This window comes from Shewanella electrica (assembly GCF_022321485.1).
Taxonomy (GTDB): domain Bacteria; phylum Pseudomonadota; class Gammaproteobacteria; order Enterobacterales; family Shewanellaceae; genus Shewanella; species Shewanella electrica.
The window spans coordinates 1-229 of sequence record NZ_JAKOGG010000859.1 but is presented as its reverse complement, the minus strand read 5'-3'; the positions used below and the strand labels follow the sequence as shown (position 1 = coordinate 229).

The following is a 229-nucleotide window of genomic DNA, read 5'->3' as shown; positions in this document are numbered from 1 at the left end:
AAGAAATTGCTGAGATTGAGAAAGGAAAGGTTGACATTAACAACAATGTACTTAAGGGCGCCCCTCATCCACCATCACTGCTCATGGCTGATGCATGGACAAAACCATACTCCAGGGAATATGCAGCCTTCCCAGCTCCTTGGCTCCGTGCTTCAAAGTTCTGGCCTACCACAGGACGTGTTGATAATGTGTACGGTGACCGCAACCTGATTTGCACCCTTCTGCCAGC

The 229-nt window shown here is 49.3% G+C and carries 1 pseudogene; it reads left to right on the top strand.

From position 1 onward, the window contains the following. Positions 1-229: pseudogene (locus L9G74_RS24770) on the top strand (glycine cleavage system protein P); the annotation flags it as partial.